General features: G+C 68.5%; 19 protein-coding genes. 14 read left to right on the top strand and 5 right to left on the bottom strand.

Annotation, left to right across the window (positions count from 1 at the left end; genetic code table 11):
• Positions 1 to 65: 65 nt before the first annotated feature.
• The gene (locus tag A3862_RS29610) at positions 66 to 971 is read right to left on the bottom strand and encodes a LysR family transcriptional regulator (protein WP_043755446.1); all 906 of its coding nucleotides are present in this window, start codon (positions 969 to 971) and stop codon (positions 66 to 68) included.
• 122 nt (positions 972 to 1,093) lie between these two features.
• On the opposite strand from A3862_RS29610, the gene A3862_RS29605 reads away from it, so the two are divergent.
• The 3 genes from A3862_RS29605 (at position 1,094) to A3862_RS29595 (ending at position 3,244) form a co-directional block, all read left to right on the top strand.
• Positions 1,094 to 1,729 (top strand): glutathione S-transferase family protein, encoded by a 636-nt coding sequence (locus tag A3862_RS29605; protein ID WP_111474260.1) that lies wholly within the window; start codon positions 1,094 to 1,096, stop codon positions 1,727 to 1,729.
• Between the two features lie 96 nt (positions 1,730 to 1,825).
• Entirely contained in the window at positions 1,826 to 2,500 is a 675-nt protein-coding gene (locus A3862_RS29600) for a peroxiredoxin-like family protein (protein ID WP_043755450.1), read from the top strand.
• 27 nt (positions 2,501 to 2,527) lie between these two features.
• Positions 2,528 to 3,244 carry an SDR family oxidoreductase gene (locus tag A3862_RS29595; protein WP_043755452.1) on the top strand — a complete coding sequence of 239 codons (717 nt, stop codon included), beginning with the start codon at positions 2,528 to 2,530 and terminating at the stop codon, positions 3,242 to 3,244.
• 13 nt (positions 3,245 to 3,257) lie between these two features.
• Here A3862_RS29595 and A3862_RS29590 read toward each other — a convergent pair whose 3' ends face one another.
• Positions 3,258 to 4,190 carry a LysR family transcriptional regulator gene (locus A3862_RS29590; protein WP_043755454.1) on the bottom strand — a complete coding sequence of 311 codons (933 nt, stop codon included), beginning with the start codon at positions 4,188 to 4,190 and terminating at the stop codon, positions 3,258 to 3,260.
• Positions 4,191 to 4,290: 100 nt separating this feature from the next.
• Between A3862_RS29590 and A3862_RS29585 the strand changes: the two genes are divergently transcribed.
• The 3 genes from A3862_RS29585 to A3862_RS29580 all read left to right on the top strand — a co-directional run bounded on the left by A3862_RS29585 (position 4,291) and on the right by A3862_RS29580 (position 5,989).
• Positions 4,291 to 4,980 carry an SDR family NAD(P)-dependent oxidoreductase gene (locus A3862_RS29585; RefSeq protein ID WP_043755456.1) on the top strand — a complete coding sequence of 230 codons (690 nt, stop codon included), beginning with the start codon at positions 4,291 to 4,293 and terminating at the stop codon, positions 4,978 to 4,980.
• A gap of 77 nt (positions 4,981 to 5,057) precedes the next feature.
• Positions 5,058 to 5,216 (top strand): hypothetical protein, encoded by a 159-nt coding sequence (locus A3862_RS31745; protein ID WP_158498435.1) that lies wholly within the window; start codon positions 5,058 to 5,060, stop codon positions 5,214 to 5,216.
• Positions 5,217 to 5,218: 2 nt separating this feature from the next.
• A complete protein-coding gene (locus A3862_RS29580) occupies positions 5,219 to 5,989 on the top strand; it encodes an SDR family NAD(P)-dependent oxidoreductase (RefSeq protein ID WP_111474259.1) in 771 nt (256 codons plus the stop codon).
• Positions 5,990 to 6,049: 60 nt separating this feature from the next.
• Here the strand turns inward: A3862_RS29580 and A3862_RS29575 are convergent, their stop codons facing one another.
• Positions 6,050 to 6,940, bottom strand: coding sequence for an alpha/beta fold hydrolase (locus A3862_RS29575; protein ID WP_043755460.1), 891 nt, complete (start codon positions 6,938 to 6,940; stop codon positions 6,050 to 6,052).
• 586 nt (positions 6,941 to 7,526) lie between these two features.
• Positions 7,527 to 8,513, bottom strand: coding sequence for an AraC family transcriptional regulator (locus tag A3862_RS29570; protein WP_043755461.1), 987 nt, complete (start codon positions 8,511 to 8,513; stop codon positions 7,527 to 7,529).
• A gap of 230 nt (positions 8,514 to 8,743) precedes the next feature.
• Between A3862_RS29570 and A3862_RS29565 the strand changes: the two genes are divergently transcribed.
• The 8 genes from A3862_RS29565 (at position 8,744) to A3862_RS29530 (ending at position 14,643) form a co-directional block, all read left to right on the top strand.
• Positions 8,744 to 9,346, top strand: coding sequence for a cytochrome b/b6 domain-containing protein (locus A3862_RS29565; protein ID WP_236961602.1), 603 nt, complete (start codon positions 8,744 to 8,746; stop codon positions 9,344 to 9,346).
• Positions 9,343 to 10,116 carry a molybdopterin-dependent oxidoreductase gene (locus A3862_RS29560; protein WP_043755463.1) on the top strand — a complete coding sequence of 258 codons (774 nt, stop codon included), beginning with the start codon at positions 9,343 to 9,345 and terminating at the stop codon, positions 10,114 to 10,116. The genes A3862_RS29565 and A3862_RS29560 overlap by 4 nt, the downstream gene beginning before the upstream one ends.
• Positions 10,113 to 10,457, top strand: a complete 345-nt coding sequence (locus A3862_RS32265; protein WP_236961600.1) for a hypothetical protein — start codon at positions 10,113 to 10,115, stop codon at positions 10,455 to 10,457. Before A3862_RS29560 ends, A3862_RS32265 begins: the two co-directional genes overlap by 4 nt.
• Positions 10,458 to 10,478: 21 nt before the next feature.
• Positions 10,479 to 10,643 (top strand): hypothetical protein, encoded by a 165-nt coding sequence (locus A3862_RS32260; protein WP_236961598.1) that lies wholly within the window; start codon positions 10,479 to 10,481, stop codon positions 10,641 to 10,643.
• A 19-nt stretch (positions 10,644 to 10,662) separates the two neighbouring features.
• The gene (locus tag A3862_RS29550) at positions 10,663 to 11,406 is read left to right on the top strand and encodes a TIGR04282 family arsenosugar biosynthesis glycosyltransferase (RefSeq protein ID WP_043755465.1); all 744 of its coding nucleotides are present in this window, start codon (positions 10,663 to 10,665) and stop codon (positions 11,404 to 11,406) included.
• A 601-nt stretch (positions 11,407 to 12,007) separates the two neighbouring features.
• The gene (locus A3862_RS29540; protein ID WP_100794072.1) at positions 12,008 to 12,223 is read left to right on the top strand and encodes a ferredoxin; all 216 of its coding nucleotides are present in this window, start codon (positions 12,008 to 12,010) and stop codon (positions 12,221 to 12,223) included.
• 325 nt (positions 12,224 to 12,548) lie between these two features.
• Positions 12,549 to 13,409, top strand: a complete 861-nt coding sequence (locus A3862_RS29535; RefSeq protein ID WP_420845342.1) for an FAD-dependent oxidoreductase — start codon at positions 12,549 to 12,551, stop codon at positions 13,407 to 13,409.
• Complete coding sequence (locus tag A3862_RS29530) at positions 13,402 to 14,643, top strand: cytochrome P450 (protein ID WP_043755467.1); 1,242 nt, start codon at positions 13,402 to 13,404, stop codon at positions 14,641 to 14,643. Before A3862_RS29535 ends, A3862_RS29530 begins: the two co-directional genes overlap by 8 nt.
• Positions 14,644 to 14,996: 353 nt before the next feature.
• Here the strand turns inward: A3862_RS29530 and A3862_RS29525 are convergent, their stop codons facing one another.
• Positions 14,997 to 15,740 carry an SDR family oxidoreductase gene (locus A3862_RS29525; RefSeq protein WP_043755469.1) on the bottom strand — a complete coding sequence of 248 codons (744 nt, stop codon included), beginning with the start codon at positions 15,738 to 15,740 and terminating at the stop codon, positions 14,997 to 14,999.
• Positions 15,741 to 15,826 lie beyond the last annotated feature (86 nt).

Raw genomic sequence — 15,826 nt, 5'->3', positions numbered from 1 at the left:
GGTCGGCGTGAGGACGAGGTAGACGGCACCGCCCGGCGACGGATGACGGCGCGCAGCGATAAGACTTATGCCGTCGCGGAATGGGGCTCCCGCATCTCGGCCATCACCGCCTCGACGAAGCCGGCGAAGAGCCGCGCCTTGGCGCTGGCCATGCGGCCGGTGGGGAAGACCGCCCAGAGATCGATCATAGGCAACGCCCAGGGCTGCAGCAGCCGCCGGACCGCGCCGCTCTCCAGTTCGGGGGCGAACATCCAGTCCGACGCGATGGTGAGCCCGATATCGGCCAGCACGGCCGCACGCAGGCCTTCGGCCGCGCTGACCCGGACGCGGCCATGCACCGCAACCGAGATCTCGGCGCCGTCCCGGGTGAAGGACCAGGCATCGGGCTGCCGGCTGTAGACCACCGCCTCGTGCCCGGCGAGGTCCGCGGGACTGCGCGGTTCGCCCGCGCGGGCCAGATAGGCGGGCGTGGCGAGCACCGAACGGCCCCCGGTGGCGAGCTTGCGTGCGACGGCGGCCGAGTCCGGCAAAGTCCCCATGCGCAGGGACAGGTCGATCCCCTCGCCGACGAGGTCGATCACCCGGTCGTCGAGGACGATCTCGATGTCGAGGTCCGGGTGCTCGGCGAGGAAGCGCGGCAGCATCGGCACCACGTGGAGCCGGGCGAAGGTGGTCGCCGCCGAGACGCGCAGCCGTCCCGAGAGACCGGCCCCCGCGCCGCGGGCGGCGCGCTCGGCCTCGTCCGCCTCCGCGATGGCCGCCCGCGCCCGCTCGTAGAAGCGCAGGCCCGCCTCCGTGGGGCTCAGGCCGTGCGTCGAGCGGACGAGCAGGCTGACCTGCAGCCGGTTCTCCAACTGCGCGATCGTCTTGGAGACGGCGGGCTGGCCGACATTCAGGAGTCGGGCGGCCCCCGAGAAGGAGCCCGATTCCACGACCTGCACGAAGGTGGCCATCGCCTGATACCGGTCCACGCCATGCCTCCCTGGAATGAGCGTTATCGCCTCGGGCCTTCTGCCCTGTCCATCGGGGGAGGGGCATCAATCCGGCCGTCACCACCGCATCGGCGCAGTGGTCCCGCCGGAGCCAAGTGAACATGTTCGAGGTCTACGCTTTTGCCACGCCCAACAGCATCAAGGTCCTCATCGCGCTGGAGGAACTCGGCCTCCCGTACCGCCTCCACGGCGTGAACGTACGTCAGGGTGAGCAGAAGGCGCCCGAATTCCTGGCGCTGAACGCGAACGCGAAGGTGCCGGTACTGATCGATCCGGCGGCGGCCGATGGCCGGCTGGTCCTGACCGAGTCCGCTGCGATCCTGGTCTACCTCGCCGAGACGAGCGGCCGCCTGATGCCGCCGCACGGCGAAGGCCGGGCGCGCATGTTCGAGCAGCTGTTCTTCCACGCCTCCGGGCTCGGCCCGGCCTTCGGGCAGGCGGGCTTCTTCCAACGCCAGGCCGCCGAGCCGCAGCCGCTCGCCATCGCCCGCTTCTCGGCGGAGGCGAACCGGACGCTCGGTGTACTCGACGGGGTCCTAGCCGAACGCCGCTACGTCGCCGGCGACGCCTTCACGGTGGCCGACATCGCCCATTTCGGCTGGCTCTGGCGACGAGAGTTCGCGGGCGTGAGCTTCGAGAACACGCCGCATGTCGCCCGCTGGTACGACGCGATGGCCGCGCGTCCCGCTGTCCAACGCGCGATCGAGCGGGTGAACGCGCTCGTGCCGCAGGCCTGACCGGTCGCACGCCACCGGACTCGCCCCGGGCCGGTCCATTCCCGCAAGCCAGCAGCGCAAGCCAGCTCGCCAGCCTGTCGCACGAGGCACAAACCCATGACCCTGCAATCCAAGCTCGACGCGTTCAAAGCCGATTTCGAGGCCGGCAAGCCCCCCTACAACGTCCCGCCCTCGGTGATCCGGACGATGCACCGGGCCACCGCGGAACTGATCGCCACCGGCGCCGCGACCCGTGCCCTCCGGGCCGGCGACCGGGCGCCGGCGTTCGCGCTCAACGACCCGGAGGGGCAGCCCGTCTCCTCCGACGCCCTGCTGGCGCGCGGGCCGCTCGTGATCAGCTTTTACCGCGGCGTGTGGTGCCCCTACTGCAACACGGAGCTCCGGGCGCTTCAGGAGGCGCTGTCACAATTCGAGAAGCTCGGGGCGAGCCTCGTTGCCCTCTCGCCGCAGACGGCGGCCAACAGCCGGAAGTCGGTCCGCCAGAATGCCCTTGAATTCCCGATCCTGTCGGACCCGCACAACGCCGTCGCGGCCGCGTTCGGCCTGCGCTTCGCGCTGCCCGATTACCTGGTCGATCTCTACACGAGCCTGAAGAACGACCTGCCGGCGTTCAACGGCGACGCGAGCTGGACCCTGCCGATGCCCGGACGCTTCGTCGTCGGGCAGGACGGCGTGATCCTCTACGCCGAGGTGAACCCCGACTACACCCGCCGCCCCGAGCCCGAGGACATGCTGCCGGCGCTCCGCCGCGCCGCCTCCATTCCCGCCTGACAAGACACGGCCGCAAGGAGATCCAGGATGTCCCGAACCTTTCTCGTGACCGGTGCCAGCAAGGGCATCGGGCTGGCGCTGGCCCACCGTCTCGCTGGCGACGGCCATCACGTCGTCGGCCTTGCGCGCGGAGGCCTCGACGATTTCCCCGGCACGCTCGTGCCGGTGGACCTCGCTGACGGTCCGGCGACCGACGCGGTTCTTGCAGACCTGACCGGACGCTTCGCCTTCGATGGCGTGGTCAACAATGTGGGCTTGGTGCGGCCACAGCGACTTGAGGCCGTTGAGATGTCCGCGCTGGACGAGGTCCTGCGCGTCAACCTCCATCCGGCGCTTCAGGCCGTGCAGGCGACCCTGCCCGGCATGCGCCGGCGCGGCTGGGGCCGGGTCGTCAACATCGCCAGCCTGACCATCCTCGGCAGCGTCGAGCGCACGGCCTACGCGGCCGCGAAGGCGGCGCTGGTCAGCTTCACCCGCTCCTGGGCGCTCGAGCTCGCAACGACCGGGATCACCGTCAACGCGGTGGCGCCGGGCCCGACCGAGACCGAGCTGTTCCGGGCCAACAACCCGCCGGGCAGCCCGGGCGAGACGCGCTACCTCGCCGGGTTGCCGATGGGCCGCTTCGGACGGCCGGAGGAGATGGCGGCAGCCATCGCGTTCCTGATGTCGGACGGGGCGGCGTTCATGACGGGGCAGACACTCTACGTCGACGGCGGTGCCTCGATCGGTCGGGCGGCGCTGTAGCCCCGGACGCGGCTCACCGTGTCGCGGCGGCATCGAGCTCGTTGTCGCCGCCGACCAGCTGCAGGCACCATTCGGTGAAGGCGCGGACCTTCGCGGCGCGATGCTGGCGCGACGGGTAGATCGCGTACAGGGGGAAGGTCTCGTCGGGCCAATCCGGGAAGATCTCGACGAGCTTGCCGCTCGCGACGAAGTTCCGGCTGCCGAGCTGCATGACCTGCGCGATCCCGGCGCCCTCGCAACAGGCGCCGATCATCGTCTCGACGTCCGACACCATCAGGCGCGCCGGCTGCCGCACCGGAACGACCTCGTCGCCGCGGCGGAACTCCCACGCGAAGGGGCGGCCCGTCAGCGGATCCTGAAAGTCGATGCAGGCGTGGTCGTGAAGGTCGCGCGGGTGCGCGAGGCGGCCGTGCGCAGCCAGGTACGCCGGCGCCGCGACTGTCAGGATCCGCGTTTCCAGGAGCTTGCGCGCGGTGAAGCCCGCCATCGGCGGATCCCCGAACCGCAGTGCCATATCGAACCCGTCGGCAACGAGGTCGCCGATCTGATCGCGCATGATCAGTTCGAGCCGCAACTCGCGATGGAGCGCGAGGAAGCGCGTCAGCTCACGCGACAGGACGAGGCGCGAGAAAAACGGATCGACATTCACCCGCAGGCGCCCGCGCACCGTCGACGCGCTGCCCGCCGCCTCCAGGGCGGCTTCCTCGATCCCGTCGAGATGCGGGCCGACCCGCTCCCAGAAGCGACGTCCCTCGTCGGTGAGCCGCAAGGTCCGGGTCGTGCGATCGAGCAACCGCACACCGACGCGGGTCTCCAGACGCTGGATGGCGCGTCCCACACCCGACTGGGTGAGCCCGAGGGCCTCGGCCGCTCGGGTCATGGTTCCGGCCTCGACCACAGCCATCAGAACCGTCACGCCGGCGAGCAGTCGGCCATCGTAAGGCATCGTTCCATGACTCCGAGTCCGGAATGATCTGACAGAACGACGCTAATTCCTGTCCCGACTCTACGCCACATAGAGCCGTGGCAATTCAGAGGAGGCTCTCATGACAGGGCAGTCCACGGCGCTCGTCGTCGGCGCTTCGCGCGGACTGGGCTTCGCCCTCGCGGAGGAGTGGCTCGGGCGCGGGTGGCGCGTGATCGCAACGGCACGCGGCCGCTCCGACCAACTTGAGACGCTCGCGAACCGCTTTCCCGACAGCCTTGAGATCCAGCCGGTCGACATCAACGATGGAAGCTCGGTCCGCGCGCTGCGCGAGCGCTTGAGCGGTCGACGCGTCGACGTCCTGTTCATCAATGCCGGCATCGCCCGCGAAATCGAGGCGAGCCCGGTCAGCGCGCATGAGACGGACTTTCTCGACATGATGCTGACTAACGCCTTCTCGCCCGTGCGCGCGGTCGAGCTCCTGCGGGATCTGGTGCCGGCCGGCGGCACCATCGGGATCATGAGTTCCGAGCTCGGCAGCATCGCGCACGCGACCGGCTTCTGGCAGCTCTACGCGTCCAGCAAAGCCGCGCTCAACATGCTCATGAAGGGCTATGCGGCGAAGCACTTCGATGACGGGCACGCCCTGCTCCTCGTCGCTCCCGGCTGGGTGCGGACCGAGATGGGCGGCGGCGATGCGGCTCTGTCCGTCGCGGAGAGCATCCCGCGCGTGGTCGACATGATCGAGGCGAACCGCGGCTTGGCCGGTCTGCGCTACGTCGACCGGTTCAACAATCCGCTTCCCTGGTGACCGACTGACTGCCAGGCGAACCGGACATGCGCCACCCACGTACCACGGCAGGCAGCGTCCACCCGAGGATATCGGCGATGGTGACCGGAACGGCTCCGGTTGCCGCGCAGAGCAGCCCGTCATCGCCTGGAGCGGTGCTGCCCGAGCAGGGATTCGCGACGCACGATCTACGGGCGGCCGCGGCGTTGCAGCGCTCTCAAACGCCGATCGTGACCGAAGCATTGCTGAAAGACTGACGATGGCCCGTATCTTCATCACCGGATCGTGGGATGGCCTTGGGCTCATGGCGGGCCAGCGCCTGGCTCGCGAGGGCCATGAAGTCGTGCTGCATGCGCGGAACACCGATCGTGGCGAGGTCGCGCGACGGGCGCTTCCGAACGCGGCCCAGATCGACATCGGCGATGTCGTCACGATCGCCGGCATGCGATCCGTGGCCGAGCAGGCCAACGCGATCGGGCACTTCGACGCCGTCATCCATAATGTCGGCATCGGCTATCGCGAAGCGCGCCGGCTGGAGACCCGGGATGGTCTGAGCCATCTCTTCGCGATCAACGTCTTGGCGCCTTACTTGCTCACCGCTTTGATGGAGAGGCCAGACCGCCTCGTTTACCTGAGCTCGGGCATGCACCCAGGCGGTATTCCGGACATGGACGATCTGCAATGGACCAGACGGCGCTGGAGCGGATCGCAGGCTTACGCGGAAACGAAGTTCCTGAATGTCCTGCTGGCTTTCGGCGTGGCACGACACTGGCCCGCGGTGCGATCGAACGCCCTCGAACCGGGCTGGGTACCCACCCGTATGGGCGGCCCCGGTGCGCCGGATGATATGGCCGCTGCGCCCGTGACCCAGGCATGGCTGGCGGTCGGGGACGACCCAGCGACCCGTGTCACGGGCCGGTACTTCTATCACCAGCGCGAAAAATCGCCGGAGCCCAGCACCCGTCGCGTCGGGCTGCAGGAGGCTCTGCTGGACCGGTGCGCGACGCTGTCCGGTGTGCCGCTGCCCTAGACAGCCACGCAGCCCCTCGGTGGAGCGCCTGAGGTCGAGGATCTTAGGCGCGCACGGCCGTCATATACCGGACAACGCTCGGCCCGGACGTCCCGTGAAGCGAAGGACGGCCTCCGCGAAGGCGCAGGCCTCCTCGATATGGGCGAAGTGGCCGCTCTGCTCGAAGATTCTCATTTGCGCCTGTGGTAGCAGATCGGCCAGCAACGCCGCGTGGCGCGGGCCGAGAATGAAGTCGTCGGTTCCGGTGACGACGAGCGCCGGAACCTGCACGGTGGCGAGACGGTCGCGAACGTCGAAGACTTGGCCATCGCCGACCAACAGGGTCGCCTGGAGCCGCCGTTGCAGGGTCGCGAGCATGTCTGGCCAGCGCCGGAAGTCCGACATATAGGCCGGAAGGAGGTCGCGCAGCGCCGCGGTATAGGCCGCGTCTGTGCGGATGGTGGGGATCGAGGCCCAGGCCCTCTCGACCGCTTTGGCTTCCGCCGTCCCCGCGTGGCGTGCCACGAAGGCGGCGATCTCAGCGCTCGCATCGGCCATGAAGGCGCCGCCTGTGTAGGCAGCGCCCGCATACACGATCAGGCCTTTGAGTCCTCCTGGCCGCTTGAGCGCTGCCTCCAGCACCACAAAGGCACCGTGCGAATGGCCGAGGAGGTAAGGTTCGGGGATACCGGCCGCGTCGATGAACGCGAGCAGCTGTTCGGAGAAGCGGTCTACGCTGTACCCCTGGGGATGGGTCGCGAGGCGTCCGGACGATCCTGTGCCGATCGGGTCCAGATACACCATGGTCAGGCTCTCTTCGAGCAGAGGCAATCGCAAGTAGCTGGCGTCTATGCCGGGGCCACCGGCATGCGCGATGCAATAGGGTCCCATGCCGGAGACGTGATAATGTTGAGCTACGCCGTTCACGGCGATGCTGTGCGTGCCAGGCGCTAGGACCGACGGCATGAACATCCTTTCGCATCTTAAATGGCGGGACATGGCACCCGCAGATCCACGTCTCTGATGTTTCGATGGTGCCAGGAGTGACTGCGCGACTCCGTTCTCGACTCGGCAGCAGGCCTCAAGCCGTACGCGGACGCGCTCTTTGCTGGTCTTCGCCGAGCAGACCATTCTTTCATCGGGGCTGGTCATCGACCCAACTAGGCCAAGCGTCTGTGCCACGTTGACGAAGAGCAGCATCGATCGGCGTGGCAGATCCTGATTTCAAGATTTCTCAGCCTTGATGGGCGCCGCTTCTCGGGTCGAGCCGTGCTTACTGAAGATCAGGATTTTTAAGAGTCCTCATCCCCGAAAGGCCGCCCTTCGTTTTACGAATGAAGGCCCCTGAGGAAATCCGGGCCGTCTTTTCGACGCGCCGCTTATATGCAGATTTAATTTCAGAAACCACCAAGTTCGAGCCACAGCACCTGATTTGAACGATAACGCACGCCGTGCGGGTTCCGCCATCGCAAGTTTTTGGCGAGACTATCCGGCGTTGATGATGGCAATACCCTCGGTGCTCGTGTCCAACGCGGACGACATCCACCCGCATGCACGCTCAGGGTCTTTCGGACTTCCGCCGTGCGCCATCGATCCCGAGGTCGGATTGTGGCTCCAGGGATCTGACCAGGCTCGTGGCTTGAGCGCGGTAGGCGCTCGGATCGCACCCGTAAGCGGTCTTGAAGGCGTGCGAGAAGTAACTGCGGCTGGCGTACCCGACGCTCTCAGAGATGACCTTCACGGGCATGGGCGAGGACGTCAGCAGCTTGGCTGCCAGTTGCAGTCGCGCCCGCTGCAGATACTCGATCGGACCCTCGCCGAATGTGGCGGAGAAGCGCTCGGCGAAACCGGAGCGGCTCATTCCACAGAGCGCAGCCAAGCTATCGACCGTATGCTGCGCCCCAGGCGCGTCGAGGACAGCCGCGATCGCCGGGACCAGTCTCGGATCGCGCAGCGCTTCGAAGATCGGCGATTCAGCGCCTTTCTCCTTCAGATGGATCCGAAGCAGGATTGTCAGGCACTGCTTCATCAGCGCACTCGTCACTTCCTGCGTACCGAGACTTGGATTGACCAGTTCCTCGATCATGAAAGCGAAGGCGTGGCGCAGCCTGTCGCTGCCGGATAAATCTTCAATCAAGGCGTTGTGCAGACGGTCGAAAAGACCGAGCGCGCCGGCATATCGCGCCGCGATAGAGCCGCAGGCCAGTAAAATGTCCCGTCTTCCATCACCCGCCGTCAACGCAATAAGGCCATCCGGAAGAACTCTGCGTGCGTCTTCGGCCGTAACCGTTCGGGTAGCTCCCACGAAACCAATTGAGTGCCGCATGCCGCGCGGTGGGATCACCATGCAATTCGGCCCGAAACGTAGAGCTTCTTGACCTTCGACCACGATCGTTCCTGAGCCCGCAAGGACGTAATGGACCAGAATCGCGTCGGCCATGCCGTTCTTCGCCAGCTGCCACCCGGTCTGGATCTCACAGAACGCGAACGCATGGACCTGCACAGACAAAGTCGAGAACAGACGCGGAAGGATATCGCAGGACATGGGCACTCCGTGCGCTCTTACTGGTGAACTAATCTCAGCGTCTTTTGTGGAAGGTCCAGGTCATCACGACAGGCAACTTGGCGGTTGGCTTTTCACATATGGCTTGTCGATCCCATAATTCATCAATTTACGACCACGTATTGGATCAAAAAACACGAAGGGCGCCCGCTATCATGAAGATGAACGCGATCAGATCCAGGCGTCGCTTGCACCCATAGCCGGTGCGGATCATGCACTGGACGAACGCCGTGGCGATGGTGGTGCTGATCGGCTCCGGCTGGGGCATCTACGACGATTCCGTCATTATTCACGGCGTGTACTTTCCCAAGGCGATCCGCCTTGGGTCCTGGGCCGCCGAGAGCCTGCTTTGGCACTTCGCCGCGATGTGGCTGCTGGTTGCCAATGGCGGCGCTTATCTCGTCTACGGCGTCGCGACCGGGCGCCTGCGCGAGCGCCTCCTGCCGATCCGCCCGAGCGACATCGTGCAGACGGTCCGCGACACGCTGCGGCTCAAGCTCGCGCACGAGGACCTGACGACCTACAACGCCGTCCAGGAGATCCTCTACATCGTCGCCATCCTGGCCGGCATCAGCCAGGTCGTCAGCGGGCTGGCCATCTGGAAGCCGGTCCAATTCTTCGGCCTCGTCGCACTGCTCGGCGGCTTCCAGGGCGCGCGCCTCGTCCACTTCGCCGGCATGGCGGTGCTGGCGGGCTTCCTTGCCATCCACGTCGTGCTCGCCCTGCTCGTGCCGCGCACGCTGAGGGCGATGCTGACTGGCGGCCCGGTCCGCCAGCCGGCCCTCCCGGCCATGGCCCGGGAGGCGGCGCGATGAGGTCGCCGTTCCGCCCCCGCACGGTGCCGGATCCCGGCATCCTCGACGACCACCGCCCCCTGGTCCGCCAGATCGAGCGGCGCGGTCTCCTGCGCGGCGGCCTGACGCTGGGCGCGCTCACCATGCTCACCGGCTGCGACGTGACCGACACGACCGCGGTCGGCCGGGCGCTGCGCGCGGTCTCCGACTTCAACGACGGCGTCCAGGCCGCCCTGTTCGATCCCCGCAAGCTCGCGCCGGAATATCCCGCCTCCCAGGTCCTGAAGCCGCCGCGCTTCAACGCCTACTACGACGTCGAGGACGTGAAGCCGATCGACGGCACGGCGTGGCGGCTCGAACTCGCCGGGCCGATCTCCGACAAGCGGCCCTGGACGCGTCGGCAGATCGCGGAATTGCCCGAGCGCGAGATCATCATCCGCCACGTCTGCGTGGAGGGCTGGGACTATATCGGGCAGTGGTCGGGCGTGCCGCTCCGCGCCTTCTTGGAGCGCGTCGGCGCCGACCTCACCGCCAAGTACGTCGCCTTCAAGACGGCCGACAACTATCCGAGCAGCATCGACATGCCCAGCGCACTGCACCCGCAGACGCTGCTCGCCACCCGCTATGCCGGCGCGGAGCTGCCGGACCCCTACGGGTACCCGCTGCGCCTGCGCACCGCGGTCAAGCTCGGCTTCAAGAATCCCAAATGGATCACGGCCATCGAGGTGACCAACACCTATCCCGGCGGCTACTGGGAGAATCGCGGCTTCAACTGGTTCGCGGGCCTGTGAGTGCCCGCGCGATCCGGTGCGCCCGGGGCGTCGTCCTGCTGACGCTGGCCCTCGCCGGGCCGGCGCAGGCGCAGACGGCCGGTCCCTCGCCGGCCCCCGACCACATGCCGAAGCCCGGCATGACCGCCCCCGAGATGGCGGGTCGCGCGGCCGGCCGGTTTCCCCAGCCTGTGCGCGTCGGCGATCTCCCCGGCCGCCTCCTGCTTCAGCCGGAGGAATCACAGCCCGTGCTCGGCCGCGTGACGGGGCTCGTCCGCCGCGACGACGGCGGCACCGATGTGATCGTGCGCCTCGACGGCGTCCTCGGGCTGACCTGGCTCGGACTCCAGCCGGTCGCCTGAACCGGGGTCGGATCCCGGCTCGTGGCCGTGCCGGTCGAAGCGGTGGCGCTGCTCGGCGAGCACGTCGCCCTCATGGGCCTGACGCCGGAACGCCTGCGCGCGCTGCCGGCCTTCGCGCCGGGCTCGGCCACCGCGGTTCAATTGGACGAGACGCTCCGCCTCGGGATCGTCCGGCCCTTCCATTGATCACGGAGGAATCTTGGAGATGGCACCAGGACCGACGTCCGGATCGTCCGCCACCTGCGCGATCGGCGTGATGGCCAAGGCGCCGCGCAGCAGCCGCTCCAAGACGCGGCTGTGCCTGCCGCTGACGCCCGACCAGGCCGCACTCCTGAGCGGTGCCTTCCTGCGCGACACGACCGCCAACATCCTGGAGGCGGCCCGCTCCGCGCCGATCGCCGCCTACGCGGCCTACGCGCCGCGCGGCGCCGAGGCGCTGGTCAGCCCCCATCTGGTCATCGGAACACAGCTCGTCCCGGCGGACGGCGACATCCCGGCCCCGGCGGCAGTCGAGGGTTTCGGCCGCTGCCTGCTGCAGGCCGTCAGAGGCATGCTCGCGGAGGGCCATGCAGCGGCTTGCGTGCTCAGCGCCGACATCCCGACGCTGCCGACGCGCCTCCTCGTCCAGGCCGCCCGGATCCTGCTGGCGCCGGGGGACAGGGCCGTGCTCGGCGCCTGCAGAGACGGCGGCTACTACATCTTAGGCCTCAAGCAGGCCCATGCCCGCCTCTTCGCCGACATCGCCTGGAGCACCGACACCGTCGCGGCCGCCACCCGCGCCCGGGCGCACGAGATCGGCCTCGCTCTCGTCGAGCTGGACCCCTGGTACGACGTCGACGACGCGGCCTCGCTGGCGCAGCTCTGCGCCGATACGTCCGGCTACGCGGCCCCGGCGACGCGCGCGGTCCTGGCGGGGCTCACGGAGACCTCGGAAGCCGTCCCGGCATGACCCGGCTTCTCGCCAGCCCCGCGCACCGGCTCGCGGCTCTCGGCCTCGGGCTGCTCGTCGTGAATGTCGGCGCGCTCGCGATCCACGTGCCGGGCGCCGACACGGTCGGCTCCGTGGCCCGCGCCGACGTCTTCGTCGGCGTGGTCGCGGTTGGTCTCGGAATCTACCTCCTCGCCGTGCGCTTGGTACTGCGGGAGCGGCTGCCGCCCGCGGCCCTGTGGACGATCCTCGGCTTCGCCGTGGCGATGCGGGCCGCGCTGCTGCCGGCGCCGCCGTTCCTGTCGAGCGACATCTACCGCTACGTCTGGGACGGGCAGGTCCAGGCCGCCGGGATCAACCCCTACCGCTACATCCCGGCCGATCCGGCTCTTGAACGGCTGCGCGATGCGGCGGTCTACCCGCTGATCAACCGCAAGTACTACGCGCCCACGATCTACCCGCTCGCGGCGCAGATGGTCTTCGCCGCCGTGGGCCAAGTCTCGCACGGCGTCACCGGCATGAAGCTCGCGATGCTGGGCTTCGAGGCCCTGGGCGTGCTCGCCATGCTCGCGATCCTGCGCGGCGCCGGCCGGTCATCCGCACAGTTTTTTGGAGGCCCTGAATGCGTGTCGTCGTCGATCTCAATCGCTGCCAGGGCTACGCCCAGTGCTGCTACGCCGCCCCTGAGCATTTCGAGCTGCGCGGTCACGAGATCCTGTTCTACGATTCCGCGCCACCGGACGCGAAGTGGTCGCAGATCGAGCGGGCGCAGCAGGCCTGCCCCGTCCGAGCCATTGAGAGCGAGCCCGCCGGCCTCTCCGAGGAGGGCGAACCGTGATCGGCGCACAGCGACCGGGCATCGTCGGCGTGGGCGCCTCCCTCGCCGGGCTGCGGGGGGCGGAGGCGCCGCGGGACGGCGGCTATGATGGGCCCCTGATCCTGGTCGGGGCCGAGCCGCATCGGCCCTACGACAGGCCTCCCCTGTCCAAGCACGTCCTTGCGGGCGAGCTTCCCGCCACGCGACCGCGCTGCCACAGCTCACCCCGTTGCAGGCGCAGTGGCGGCTCGGCCGGGCCGCCGTCGCGCTGGACCGGGAGCGCCGGATGCTGCACCTCGCCGACGGCGCGACGCTTCCCTAGGAGAAGCTTCTTATCGCCACCGGCGTGAGGGCGAGGACATGGCCCGGAGACGGTGCCGACCTCGGCCTGGCGGTGACTTTGGTCGATCCCAACCCGACGCCGCTTGCCCGCCTGCTCGGAACCACGATCGGTGCCACCCTCGCCGAACGGATGCGCGGCGCCGGGGTCGATTTCCGCCCGAAGACGATGGTCCGCGCGCTCTCGGGCGAGGCCGGGCAGGTCCGCCGCGCGCACCTCGCCGGGGGAGAGGTTCTCGAGACGGATCTCGTCATCGTCGCCCGCGGCGCCACACGCGACACCGGCTGGCTCGCTGCGGCGGGCCTCGCCGCCGATGCGGGCGGCCTGACCTGCGACGGAGCCTGCCGCGCGATCTCTATCGCGGGAGAGCCCGACCCCAACATCTACGCGGCCGGCGACGTCGCGCGCTGGCCGAACCCGCTCTACAATGATCGTCCGATGACGGTGGAGCATTGGGGCAACGCTGTCGACCAGGCCCGGCACGCGGCAGCCAACATGATGGCCGCCCCCTCCGCCCAGCAGCCCTACCGGCATCTACCGGCTTTCTGGTCGAGACAGTTCGGCCTGAACATCAAGCTCGCAGGCCACACCGCGGGGGCGGATGCACTCGCGCTCGTCCAGGGATCGCGGGCCTCGCACCGGTTCCTGGCCGTGTATGTCAGGGCCGGTCGCAGCATCGCCGCCGTCTCCTTCGACGAGGCGCGCTGGCTGCCCGCCTATGCCGAGGCCGTCGCCGCCGGGGCGCGCTTTCCTCCGTTTCCCGATGCCATCGACCAGCCACGAATCGAGCGGCTGAAGCCGGGCTTCCCCGCGGCGCGGCCCCCTGCCCATCGCGCCGCGCCGGCGCCGGAGGCTAGCCATGTCTGACGAGACGCTCTTCGCGCAGGTGCTGGCCCCGAAGAACCGGGCGGATCCCTATCCCCTCTACGCCAGGATGCGCGAGACACCTGTGTCCCGGCAGGCGGATGGCAGCTACCTCGTCAGCACCCAGGCGGCGTTGCGGAGCCTGATCTTCGATCCGCGCCTCAGCTCCGAGGATCTACCTCCGTCGCGCCGGCCCGCCACGGGCAACCCCCCGAAGGACTGGATCCTCAACCCGATCCGGCACCGCGTGGTCAATGCCCACCGCCCGCTGATCTTCCGCGATCCGCCCGACCACGACACCCTGCGCGGCATCGTGATGAAGGAGTTCACGATCGCCCGGGTGCGCGACTCCCACGCCAAGGTCGCGACGCTCGTGGATGCCTTGATCGACAAGTGCCGGGGCCGCGACACGGTCTGCCTCGTGGACGACCTGTCCTGTCCGCTGCCCGTCGCCGTCATCTGCGAGCTCCTCGGCGTGCCCGAGGCCGACGAGCGGCAATTCCATGCCTGGGCGACACGCATGGCGACGGCCCTGGAGCCCGACGCGCGCCACGACGAGGCGGGACGGCGCGAGATCGCCGCCACCTTCGACGCGATCTCGGACTACATGCGCCGGCTGATCCGCGAGAAGCGCCGCCATCCGGCCGACGACATGCTCAGCGGCCTCGCCGCCCGCGGCGGCCGGGGCAGACTAGCCATGGGCGACATCGACCTGATCTCCACGGCGATCCTGCTCCTCGTCGCGGGCGATGAGACGACCGTGAACCTCATCAGCAACGGGATGCTCACCCTGCTCCGACATCCGGACGAACTCGAGAAGCTGAAGGCCGACCCCAAGCGGGCGCCCTGCGTGATCGAGGAGATCCTGCGTCACGAGCCCCCCGTCCATTTCCGCACCCGCAAGGCGCTCGGCGCCATCGAGGTGGCGGGCGCGACGATCCCGGCCGGATCCTCGGTGGTCCTGATGCTCGCGGCCGGAAACCGCGATCCGGCGCGGTTCACGCAGCCGGACCGGTTCGATCCCGACCGGAACGACAACCAGCATTTCGGGTTCGGCGGCGGCCTCCATTACTGCGTAGGCGCGCCGCTGGCGCGTGTCGAAGCCGAGATCGCCCTGGTCACCCTGTGCCAACGCCTCGTCGCGCCGCGGCTCCTCGACGATCCACCGCCCTACCGGGCCGGCGCTTCCCTGCGCGGTCCGAAGAACCTCGGCATCGCCATCGCGGGGATCGCCTGACCCTCCGGGCGCGAAAGTGGTCTGGGAATCTGCTAGGCGCCACGCGCCATCGTCTGTCGAAGGCGCGCGTCAACTCACCCTGTCGTACAAGCTTGTCCAGTCATGCGCATCGCACCAGGGACTGAAATCTCTCATTGTGCGACTGACCTTCAAAACGGTGACTCATCGGGATATTTGACCGGGTTCGCATGATCTCGTCCGCTTCTGCGGCAAGCCTTTTCCGGAGCGGTCGTTCTGCTATCGGCCAGGTCCCGAGTCGCTGGCATGGTCTTCTGAATGACCGGGGTGGGTGGATCTCGGCTCGTCCGCTTCCGCTCGAACATGGGGCGGAAGCAGACGTTCGAGGGGTCGTTTCAGGCCGCCGCCCAGGCGACCGCGTCAGCGCCCGCCGGCAGGCGCATCGGGCAGGCCGGGTCGGTCGCCGCGCGCCAGACCGCCTCGGCCACGTCCGAGGCCCGGGTCAGCTCTTCCGTCGCCTGCTGGAAGTTCGCGAAGACCTGACCCGCCAGTTCGCCATAGGCCTCGGGCACATCCATCCCCGTTCGGGTGCGGGCGTTGGTCCCGAACGCGGTCTCCGGCGATCGGCCGGGAATGACGAGATGGGCGCGCACCCCGAATGGCACGAGTTCGTGGGCGAGGGACTCGGTGAAGGCGTTCACCGCCGCCTTGCTCGCGGTATAGACCGCCAGCAGCGGCAGCGGCCGCAGGGTCACGCTCGACGTCACGTTGACGATCACCCCCGCGCCCCGTTCCCGGAACTGCGGCAGCACGGCCTGGGTCATGGCGATGGTGCCGAGGGTGTTCGTCTCGAACACCTCACGGGCGGACCCCATCGACAGGCCTTCCAGGGCGTTCAGCAGCCCGACGCCCGCGTTGTTCACCAGGACATCGAGCGGCCCGGCCTCCGCAACCGTCCGGGCGATGCTGTCGGCGTCGGTCACGTCGAGCGGCAGGACGGTGAGGTGGTCGGACTCCGGGAGCAGGGCGGCCTGAGGCGTCCGCATCGTGGCGACGACCCGCCAGCCACGGTCGAGGAACAGGCGCGCCGTCTCCAGGCCGAAGCCGGATGAGCAGCCGGTGATGAGGATCGTGTTCATGGTGACCTCCCGTGTGACGCACTACGGGGTGATAGGAGTGCTCCGCCGGACGTGATACGGGCGCAAGTCCATATTTCATTGGCGAG

The organism is Methylobacterium sp. XJLW (assembly GCF_003254375.1).
GTDB lineage: Bacteria > Pseudomonadota > Alphaproteobacteria > Rhizobiales > Beijerinckiaceae > Methylobacterium > Methylobacterium fujisawaense.
The sequence above is the reverse complement of the archived record's forward strand: the minus strand, read 5'-3'. Positions and strand labels throughout refer to the sequence as shown.